Here is a 9783-nt window from a genome sequence, read left to right as displayed (position 1 = left end):
ATACCTCCGGCCGCTGGCGCCATCCCGTGCGCCGGCATCGCATCCGAGCGGATCCCAACGCCGGGGGATGTGGCGAGATTCTGCCGTCTGCCGGCCCACCGCCGTGTCCTCAACGTCCAGCAGCAGCCCCACCAACGCCTCCGCAACCTCAGAAACATCAGCGGAGGAAGCAAGATCACGTCCGGCACGAACACGTTGCTCCCATGAAGGAGACGATGCCTCAGCCAGGGCCACCTTCAACCCACTCGTCATCTCCGGCATGACCAGACAGTCTCACGCTCCACAGGGAAGATCGAAACCCAAGCCGAAGCTACCCAAACGCTTGACCAAGAACATAGAAGCCCCCTCCAGACCTCCAGCCCACCGATCTTCCACTGCTGCCGTCGCCTCACTGATGCTCTGACCGCACAGGTTCGCCGGGTTGGCGGTCGTGGCGGTTGGATGTGCGGTGGTGCAACGATGGCCACGGCCGCGCTGGGGCCAACGAGCCGTTATTCATTGCCACAGGTCCTGGCTCCATGACCTCAGAGTGCTGACGGGAGCCCTCATGCCCGAACGGCCCGAAAGAGAAGCGCCGCGCATCCCCATGACCGCCGAGGAGATCGATGCGGCCCACCTGGTCGTGCCGCCCAAGCTCAACGGCCAGGTCACGCTGCGGGAGTACGACCCACAGTGGCCCGTGGTCTTCGAGCGGGAGGCCGACCGCATGCGTGAGTGCCTCGGCCATGTCGGCCACCGGATCGAGCACGTCGGCTCCACGTCCGTGCCGGACCTGCCCGCCAAGCCGGTCATCGACATGCTCCTGACCGTCCCCGATCCTGGCGACGAGTCGCATTACGTACCGGCCCTGCAGGGCCTTGGCTTCACGCTCGTCATCCGTGAGCCCCAATGGTACGAGCACCGCGTACTGCGCAAGCACAGCCTCGACCCAAGCGCCGAATCAGCCAACCTCCACGTCCTGCCCGAGGACTGCCAGGAAGCCGTCCGTATGCTGCGCTTCCGCAACCGGCTGCGCACAGACAGCGGCGACCGCAAGCTATACGCGGACGCCAAGCGGTCGCTGTCCCGGCAGTCCTGGAAGTACATGCAGAACTACGCCGATGCCAAGTCCGATGTCGTTGCGGCGATCCTCGACCGGCCGATGGCGGGCGAGAGCTCCGAGTCGGATACGTAGGCGAGCCGGGGCCGACCTCAGGCGCGACTCCCCGGCAGAGTCGTCGGAAATGATCACTGGATGGCTGGGCATGCGGCGATGGTGAAGGGACGTCCGCCCCATCGGATTCCTTTCTCGCTGCGGATGCGGGCCCGTTCCTTGCGCTCGGCGGCCAGGACGCAGTGGGAGGCGTTGGCGTTACGCCACCGCAGGTAGGCGTGCAGCGTTCGGGCCTGCACGGTCTGGCTGGGATGGTGGGAGTTGGCGATGGTGCATTGCCTCAGCGGTCCGACCTGCGCCTCGATGGGGTTCGCCCACGAGGCGCAGGTCGGGGTGAAGCACAACTCGACCTTGGGTTGTCCATGATACGTAGATCGGTGCACCGTCGGGCCGGGCGGCGCGGATCGACTTCAGTGCGACCACGCCGAGGCGCGCGACCACGATCATCGGCGTTGCTGGGTCGTTCTCGTGGACGACGCCCAGCACCAACTCGACCTGATCCGGGCCGAGGCCCGATTCCGCCCCACCGAGGTGCACATTGTCATCGACATCGTCCACGTGCTCGAATATTTATGGTCAGCGAGCTGGTGCTTCCACTACGCGGGCGACCAGGCTGCCGAAAACTGGGTCGCCGCCCATGCCCTCGCCATCCTGAACGGCAACGCCGTCGAAGTCGCCGATGCCATCCAAGCCCAGCTCAGACAGGCCGAGTTGAGCGCCGAGCAACGGGCTGTTGAAGCGGCCGATGTTGGGGTCGTAGTAGCGGGCCGCGAAGTGGCACATGCCCGTCGGGTCCTGGTAACCACCGGCGAACCGGTAAGGCTGGGCGACCTTCTCGCTGCTCGCAGTGCGGGTGACGTCGCGAGGGCTGTAGGACTACGAAATCATCTTCGCGCCGGATTCGTCAGCGGTGGCGACGACGGAGCCGAGGGCGTCGGTGAGGTAGTAGTACGCCTTTCCGTCACGGCTCATGGAGTTGAGTGTGCCCCCCCCCGGTTCCCGGTTACGACCCGTGTCCACACCCGCAGTTGACGTTGCCGACAGACCGATAGCCGGGCCGGTGACACCGAGGACAGGGCGCCTTGGCGGCGTCGCGTTCAGCCGTGCGTGAGCCCCGGCGCATCGTTGCTGTCTTGTCTCTGACCGGGTGACCGCAGGCGGTGCACACGCGTGAGCAGGTGATGCACTGGCCGGTGCCCTCCTGGAGGACGCGCTGCTGGCCGCAGCGGGGGCAAGCGGTCCTGGCCGCCGCTTCCTTCTGCCGGGCCGTGCAGCGACAGCAGTACTGCCCGTCGATGATGCCGACCGGTGCCCCGCAGCCGATGCAGTCGCTCTGTTTGACGCCCACGATGCCACCCGGGTCAGAGCGGCGGCATCGAACGGCCGCGGGCTGAGTCTGCCTTGGGCAGGTCAGCGACTGGCCGCGGTGGGGTGGCAGGGTGCTCGACGGGGGTGGAGTCGACCTCGAAAAGGTCGTTGGGAGTGCATTCCAGTGCGGTGCACAACGCGATCAGAGTGGACATCTTCACCTGGGAGGGTTCTTTGGTGAACAGTGCAGACACCGACGCGGAGGACATCTGCAGGCCGGCACGTTCGGCCAGGAGCCGCTGCAGCTGGGTGCCGGTCCAGACCTCACGCTGGGCGGCGGCCATCCGCAGGCGCCATCGGATCTTCATGCGGGGCTGCCCTCCCCGGCGGTGAGTTCGCCCAGCGTGGTGGTCACCGCGCGGCGATAGGCGTCCTCGATGAACGTCGCGGACGGCCGGACGTATCGCATGGTCGAGCTGACCGTCCAGTGCCCGAGGAGCTGCTGGATCGCCACGAGGTCCACACCGCATTCGTAGTTGTGGGTCGCGCAGGCCCGCCGCAGGGCATGGGGGCTGAACCGGTCGGCGGCCGGGCGTCCTTCGAGTTCCATCAGATAGCGCAGGCGGTTGCGGATCGTCCCGCGGTGCAGGCTGCCGCCGGACTCGTCCGCGAACAGCACCGGCGAGTCGGGGAACTTGCCCCGCACGTCGTCGAGGAACCAGTGCAGGACGAGGTCGAGGACGTCCAGCATAGGCACCCAGCGCGGCCTGGGGCCGGAAGTGCGGGCGCCATTGCCAAAACGTACGTGAAGTTTCCCGAACGGGCCCCGCGAGAAGTGGACGTCGGGACGGTCCAGAAGGGAGGCTTCTTCCGAGCGCAGGCCGGCGTAATACAGGGTCCGGAACATCGCATAGTCCCTGGCTGCAGGTCTGCACTTGCAGTGCGGTAGCGATCCGGGCCTTGAGGAAATCAAAGAACTCCGCCACCCGTTCCGGGGTCGGCGGCGGCAGTTGAGCCGGGGAATCGTCCCCGACATGCCGCGAGGCGTTGAACTCGTCCACGGGGCAGACCAGACGGACACCGAACCCCGCTTCAATCTCAACGGCTTTGCGGACCTGCAGGAACCGATGGAAGCCCTTGAAGATCTGCACATACTCGCGGCGGGTCGATGCCGCCCGCCCGGCGAGGGCCAGGTCGCCGACGACGCGGTCGATGTCCTCCGGGGTGACGTCCCACGCGGGCCGGCCCAACGCAGTGAGCGTTCGTTCCAGCAGGCCAATGTCGTTCTCGACAGTCACCGGGCTGAACCCGCGGGCCCGCCACGAGGCGACGAACGCCTCAACACACTCGGCCTGGAATTCCCACGGATCGGCGGTCACCGGCTCCAGCAGGACGGCACCACCCTCGATCACCCGCAACTGGGATGCCACCGGCACACCTTCCTCGCACCTGACCGATCAAGGCAGCACCTGGAGAATCTGAGGACCACCATGGAAACCAACGAGGACCGCAGGAAGTGGATACGGGCCGGTGGCAGCAGCGATCCTCGAAAAGGAACATGTGCCAGCCCCAGATGGCTGGACCAAGACCTTCACCGACCCCCGCATCTGCGCGGCCATCGTCGACCACCTCACCTTCGGCGGCACCATCATCGAGACCGGCACAGACTCCTACCGCCTCGCCACCACCCGGGCACGAGCCGAAGAACAACAGGCGGTCGGCTGAGCGACGAGAAGCCCCCGGCCCTTCAGCCATCCATGAGGCGGCGGCGCCACCACCCGCATGCACCCCACGGGCTCGCCAACATGAGGTGAGGACTGAGGGGAACAGCCCGGCGGTCGAATTCGGCATCGAGCCTGGCGACGAGCCTGCCCAGGTCCGCGCGAGCGCCACGGGGAAGCAACAACAACACGTCCTCCAGCCGGTCCCTCGCCACGATGGGATCACAGCACTCACAAGCCATCACCGGATCCGGCAACACGCGCCCTGGCTGGTTCAGATACCACCGGCACTCGGCCAGAGCAGCGACTACAACCCCCGGCCACAGCCGGTCCTCTTCCAACTTCCGGATCGCCACACGAGTCGCCGCAGTCACACCGGCGATCCGGCGAACTGGGATACCTCTTCTGGGCCGCCAACGCTCCGAGCGCAGCCCCTTCGGACGCCTACGCGGCATCGGCCTTTCGGATCAACATCCCGCCATCGTGCCACGGACCAGGCTGCCTCCGCAGGTGATCATCGCGAGCCCGCGCCACCTCAGCTGCTCCTACTTCTCACCGACATTCCTGCGTGCCCTGGAAGGCGAGTGATGCCGAAACCCACCAACAAACGCTCTCGCTTGAGACCTACCTAGCCATGCGCATCGGAGCCCACTGGGCGCTCCTGGGTCCCGGCGTCGAACTGCGGACCACGAACTTCGATATCGAAGCCGCGATCACCCAAGTGACCCAGGACTCCTCCTACCCCGAAATCAGCCGGTGGGCCGACTACTTCCTTCGAGCACAGGCAACCGATGCCGATGCTCTCGCAGCCTTCGGCCCACGGGACGGACGCAGTGACACCACGTGACAGACATCCACATAGTCGGTGGCTGGCTGCCGGTTCACACCCTTCGTGCCGTCAAAACTGGTTTCTGGCACAGATCTTGGGGAGCCGTCGCGGAGGGTGACGTGTCGTTCGATTTGCAAGAAATGATCACGAACCCCCCCTCTATCTGCGCGGCCAACGTCGACCGCCTCACCTTCAACGGCACCATCATCGAAACGAGCACCGACGTCTACCGCCTCGCCAGCACCCGCGCCCGCGCCCGCGCCGAACACGCAGAAGCACGTTGACCAACTGCTTCAACGCCTGCCCGGCAACCGCTGAAGACCGGCCAGGCTGACGTCATCCGAGCGGGACCCGCTCTGGGGCCAAAGGCCCGGCATTCAGATGAGCTGCGATGCGTGTGACGGTCTCGCCCAGCTTGCACTGGTGGGGCTCGTGGGCGGCATCGCTCGCTCCATCGCAGCGACCGTCGGCGCGGCTTCCGCTAACCGGTTGCACGCCCTCCAACCCGTCGCCGCGAAGGACGACGCAACTGGTGAGTCGGACAGCGGTCCCGCCACTGTCCGAACCGCAGCACCCGTACAGACGCGTGCAGCCGAAGTCCGGCTGAACAACCGCGGGGACAGCACCATCTTCCCCACGTACTTCTTCGGGGCAACGCTGCTGGGCGTACGCAACGACGGTTCCACGTACGGCGAGGCCCACGTGCAGACCGTCCTGGGACCGGACCCGGAATGGCTCCCCCTGTCCCCCGGCGAGACAAAGACGGTCCGACGGTGGTGGTGGGGCGTACCGATCCGTGTCACCAACAGCGCGGATTCACCCCTGACCGCATGGACCAGGTGAGCTGCTAACGCCACAGCGGCGCCCGGTGCCCCGCATCATGGGTACCGGGCGGGGTTTCGAGGCCGGTACGCGCCAGGGGTGCCGGCCTCGGCACTCCAGCCCTCACCCCCGTCATGCCCCAGGGCTCCTTGCGTTCTCGGATCAACGTGGTCCGAGCGCCAACCGTCGAGCCGCACACCCCGTCCAACTCCCACCGCGAGTTCATGATCATTCCGCGTCGCTGGACGATCGAGCAGAGCATCGGCTGGCTCATACACCACCGAAGTCTTCCCCGCTGACGCGCACCCTGAGCCCGCGACCGAACACACCTCCATGGACCAATAGCTCAGTTAGAGGCTCTCCGCGCGGATCTCCCGTGCGGCCCTGAAGGCCCAGCGCAGCAACTGGTCCTCGCCGGAGGTGACCTGCGCCCCCAGTTCGGTTCCACGTGCTTCGCGGGATGGAGTGACGCGGTGGCTAAAGAAGATCACCCGACCGGTGTGGATCTCCTCCTTCTTCCAGCCCTCAATGGTGCGGAAGCCCGCATCCGGGTCCCCGCCGCGTGTGAAATCGGAGATCACCAGGTTGAAAGCGGTGCTGCTCCCCGGGTTTGCTTCGCGCAGTCGGCGCTGCGCCGTCATTGTGTCTCGCTCCTCGGTCACCGTCGCGCCCCTCGCCCGCAGTTCGTCCACAACCCGCTGGCGGTGACGGGGGTGATCGTCCACCCACATGACACGTAGTCCCTCATATGCCTGGTCCAGCCCGGTGAGAGAGTCGGTCATCTCCTCGTGCGGATCAAGGAGATCCTGCCTGACCGGGCAGACCACCAAGGGCTGCCGCCTCAATCGGGCGACGAGTTCATTGGCCTGGGGCAGCCGCATCAGCTCGGAGACCAGCGAAACAAACTGCCGGTCAGCGACCAGATCAGCGAACTCACGGGGCAGTTGCTGCTCTAGTTCCTCAAGGGAGCGTCCCCAGTCATCGGGATCTGGGCGCAGAGGCGCCGCAACCTTGTGCTCGGAGAAGAAGCGCGTGACTTGAGCCCAGGAGTCGTCGGTGGGATCGCTGCCGGCCACGCGCCGCAGCACCTGCCTTACGTGGTGATACCCCTGGAACTCGCTAACCGCGCCGCCGCCGCTTTCTTCGTCCTCGACCAGCAGACGGTAGAAGTCGCCGTACGAATACTGCAACAGTACGGTGCGGAACAGCACCTCGGGTGCGAAAGCCTTCCACAGCGGGTTGAGGCGATGCTCCAGGACAAAACCGTTGAGAAGCCGTTTGATGCGGCGGGGGTTGCGCCCTGTGCGGTCGGCGAGCAGAGATGTGAGTCGGTCATCCAGGAGCCGGTCAACACCGGCCTGTTGGGCACAGCCGCGGATGTAGGCCGCCACCTGATCGTCTCCCGGACCCGGGATCCGATAGGACGTCTGGAAGATCTTCTCCATGAACTCGGCGGTTTCCGGCGAGTAGTTCCGCAGCAGGGTGGCGATGCTATGTGCGGAGCGGTCACAGCCGACGACGAAGGCTATCCCAGGGACGCCCAGATAGATCTTGACCGCCTCGGACACCGCGCGCACGGCCGCGTCCGAGCAGCGGTCGAGATCGTCGATGAAGACGACGAGAAACCGGCTCGGTGCGCCCGGCCCCTGTGCCATCCACTGAGCGACCAACTCCTCGACTGCATCGCGCATCTCGTTGCGCGTCCTGGCATCAACGGACAGGCTCTGCCAGATCTCGTCGACCATGCGGCCTACGCCGAGTGGTGCGGCGGCCATGACCAAGCCTGTGCGCACAGCACGAACCAGAGCCCGGCTACCCGAAAGCTTTGCCATAGTACGGCGCAGCACTTTGGGGTCGAGCTTGACCAGCGTTGTCTTCATCAGCCCTTCGAGGTAGTCCTCGCGCCCAGCGGTCCACGCGTCGTACCAGACCGTGCAGACCCCGGCCTCCTCCAGTTCCGTATCGACCAGGTGCATCAGCGTGGACTTTCCCATGCCCCGTCCGGCGTCCACGGCAAGCGTGAATGGCGTCGAGCCTCGTGATGCAAGCATCAGGGCGGCCAGTTCACGGGCGACGGGACCGCCCTCGAGCAGGTCGGCCTCGCCCGACGTGACTGGCTCGTCGCTCAGGAGGGTGAACTCCTGCTCCCTGGTTTGTGTCATGGCCAACCCTCAAGTGCAGGAAAATACAGCTTGAGTTTGGCAGGGTGCTGGCCGCCCGGATCCAGCCGTGCAAGCGCACTTTTCATGCGCCTGATGGTTCGGACTGCTTCCATCGTCCTACCGAGCAGTCCACGCCCCGGCCGTGCTCGCTGGCGTGGCTGCCGGTTGCATGGGCGATCGAGGCCCGGGCAGAACGGCTGACCCGACGAGCAATCAGCAACGCGACGTCGGAACGTGTGTCTGCTACCCGCTCGGCAAATAGGAACCTGCACGCAGAGCGTCCATGGTGCCGCGGAGCCCGCTTCGCTCATTGCTCCGGCGGATGCTCACCGACAGCTCGGATCAACTGGTGCGGGGAGAGCTCACCAAGGGCGATCCGGTGCGGGCGCAGCTCCCACAGTGAGCCGGTGCGGCCGTCCCCTTCCACCACCAGGATGCGCAGGTGCGGGTGGTCGAGCAGCAGGCGGACCAGCGACGGGGGGACAGCGGACGGATCGGCCTCGCCATCGAGTGTGGTGATCAGCACGCCATCATCGCCGACCGCCTCGGCAAGCGGCACACCCGGCGGCACCTCCCGCACGGCCGCGGGTCCGTACGCGTCCTGCAGCAGTGCTCCCACCACGCCGCCGAGAACGCCGCCGAGATCGAGGAGAACGGTCACCTGTCGCACGCCAGTCCTGTTCTGCCCGGAAGTGTCTTCGCAGTGTCCGCACTGCCCGGGCGTTCCACCATGGGGCAGCAGATCCAGAAGAGGGTTCAGGTTCGACCCTGCTGGTAGTGCTGGCGGGCCCAGGCGGCGGCCTCGGAACGGCGGCGGATCTGCAGCTTTCCGAAAATGTTGTGAATGTGGTTCTTCACCGTCGGCACGGCCATCGAAAGCCGGTCGGCGATCTCCTTGTTGGTGAGTCCGTTTTCTATCAGGCGGACCACCTGTAACTCACGACTGGTGAGCTGGTCACTGCCGTTGGCGGTGAAGGGGCTGCAGCCGGTGAGTTCGGCGACTCGGCGCAGCAACTCCGCCAGGATGTCCGGTGAGCACACCGCCTCACCTCGTCCGGCGCGTTCCAGCGTCGCGATCAGGTCGGTGAGCGACCCGTCGCGCGGCACATAACCGACCGCACCGGCCTCAACGCATTCCAGGATCTCGGCCCCGCTCTCCGCAACGCCCAGCACGACCACGCGCGATTGCGGGGCCACCGCCCGCAATTCTGTCAGGGTGTCGGCTCCTCCGGGGGTCGATGTGTCGACCAGGACCAGATCCGGTCGGCAGCGCCGGACACACTCGACGCCGGCCGACCCGTTAGCGGCCACCCCGGCCACCGTGATCGTTCCGTGTTGCCGCAGGACGTCGGCCAGACCGTCCCGGTAGAGGCGCACCGCCGCGATGATCACTACGTTCATGACCTGCCATTCTGGACATATCCCTTTCTTCATACTGACCAGTCATCACCGGGCCGCGAAATACGCCGTTGCACGTAGATGCTGGTCGAGACAGCTCCTTGAGCGAGTCATTCACCGTGCCGCGTTGCCTCGTCGCGCAACGATGCAGCCATGGCGATGAGTGCGAAGTGCGACTCCCGAATAGCGGACGCTGTGCTGGTCTCGATGTCCGGCATGCGACCGCCGGATCCCCCTGGGGCTCGCCCTGCCCACCGCTGCCGTCCGGCGTCTGAGGCTCTCCGCAACCGGTCGCCGCTCGGCATCCTCGCGGGCGATCGCCAAGCATCAGGAGTACCTGCAGCGGAGGCTGACCGGCCACGGATCAACTCGACACGATCTGCGCGCCCA

8 protein-coding genes and 5 pseudogenes are annotated in these 9783 nt (G+C 66.1%); 5 read left to right on the top strand and 8 right to left on the bottom strand.

Annotation, left to right across the window (positions count from 1 at the left end):
* A pseudogene (locus ACFUPX_RS35695) lies at nucleotides 1-261 on the bottom strand (hypothetical protein); the annotation flags it as partial.
* Between the two features lie 286 nt (nucleotides 262-547).
* Between ACFUPX_RS35695 and ACFUPX_RS35690 the strand changes: the two are divergent.
* Nucleotides 548-1174, top strand: a complete 627-nt coding sequence (locus ACFUPX_RS35690) for a GrpB family protein (RefSeq protein ID WP_383332304.1) — start codon at nucleotides 548-550, stop codon at nucleotides 1172-1174.
* A gap of 53 nt (nucleotides 1175-1227) precedes the next feature.
* On the opposite strand, the pseudogene ACFUPX_RS35685 reads toward ACFUPX_RS35690, so the two are convergent.
* The 4 genes and pseudogenes from ACFUPX_RS35685 to ACFUPX_RS35670 form a co-directional block, all read right to left on the bottom strand.
* A pseudogene (locus tag ACFUPX_RS35685) lies at nucleotides 1228-1576 on the bottom strand (IS630 family transposase); the annotation flags it as partial.
* Between the two features lie 153 nt (nucleotides 1577-1729).
* Nucleotides 1730-2203, bottom strand: a pseudogene (locus ACFUPX_RS35680) (RHS repeat-associated core domain-containing protein); the annotation flags it as partial.
* A 311-nt stretch (nucleotides 2204-2514) separates the two neighbouring features.
* Nucleotides 2515-2829 carry a helix-turn-helix domain-containing protein gene (locus ACFUPX_RS35675; protein ID WP_383332302.1) on the bottom strand — a complete coding sequence of 105 codons (315 nt, stop codon included), beginning with the start codon at nucleotides 2827-2829 and terminating at the stop codon, nucleotides 2515-2517.
* On the bottom strand, nucleotides 2826-3368 hold the full coding sequence (locus tag ACFUPX_RS35670) for a tyrosine-type recombinase/integrase (RefSeq protein WP_383332300.1): 543 nt from the start codon (nucleotides 3366-3368) through the stop codon (nucleotides 2826-2828). The genes ACFUPX_RS35675 and ACFUPX_RS35670 overlap by 4 nt, the downstream gene beginning before the upstream one ends.
* A gap of 668 nt (nucleotides 3369-4036) precedes the next feature.
* Here ACFUPX_RS35670 and ACFUPX_RS35665 point away from each other — a divergent pair.
* From ACFUPX_RS35665 to ACFUPX_RS35650, 4 genes and pseudogenes are all read left to right on the top strand, one after another.
* Nucleotides 4037-4186 (top strand): annotated as a pseudogene (locus tag ACFUPX_RS35665) (AAA family ATPase); the annotation flags it as partial.
* A gap of 630 nt (nucleotides 4187-4816) precedes the next feature.
* Entirely contained in the window at nucleotides 4817-5029 is a 213-nt protein-coding gene (locus tag ACFUPX_RS35660) for a hypothetical protein (RefSeq protein ID WP_383332298.1), read from the top strand.
* 137 nt (nucleotides 5030-5166) lie between these two features.
* Nucleotides 5167-5295 (top strand): annotated as a pseudogene (locus ACFUPX_RS35655) (AAA family ATPase); the annotation flags it as partial.
* 97 nt (nucleotides 5296-5392) lie between these two features.
* Entirely contained in the window at nucleotides 5393-5854 is a 462-nt protein-coding gene (locus tag ACFUPX_RS35650; protein ID WP_383332296.1) for a hypothetical protein, read from the top strand.
* A gap of 329 nt (nucleotides 5855-6183) precedes the next feature.
* Here the strand turns inward: ACFUPX_RS35650 and ACFUPX_RS35645 are convergent, their stop codons facing one another.
* From ACFUPX_RS35645 to ACFUPX_RS35635, 3 genes are all read right to left on the bottom strand, one after another.
* A complete protein-coding gene (locus ACFUPX_RS35645) occupies nucleotides 6184-7995 on the bottom strand; it encodes a P-loop NTPase fold protein (protein ID WP_383332294.1) in 1812 nt (603 codons plus the stop codon).
* A gap of 307 nt (nucleotides 7996-8302) precedes the next feature.
* Nucleotides 8303-8656 carry a hypothetical protein gene (locus tag ACFUPX_RS35640; RefSeq protein ID WP_383332292.1) on the bottom strand — a complete coding sequence of 118 codons (354 nt, stop codon included), beginning with the start codon at nucleotides 8654-8656 and terminating at the stop codon, nucleotides 8303-8305.
* A gap of 95 nt (nucleotides 8657-8751) precedes the next feature.
* A complete protein-coding gene (locus tag ACFUPX_RS35635) occupies nucleotides 8752-9396 on the bottom strand; it encodes a LuxR C-terminal-related transcriptional regulator (RefSeq protein ID WP_383332290.1) in 645 nt (214 codons plus the stop codon).
* Nucleotides 9397-9783 lie beyond the last annotated feature (387 nt).

It is taken from the genome of Streptomyces sp. NPDC057302 (assembly GCF_042667685.1).
Taxonomy (GTDB): Bacteria; Actinomycetota; Actinomycetes; order Streptomycetales; family Streptomycetaceae; genus Streptomyces.
This window is presented reverse-complemented; position numbering and strand designations above follow the sequence as displayed.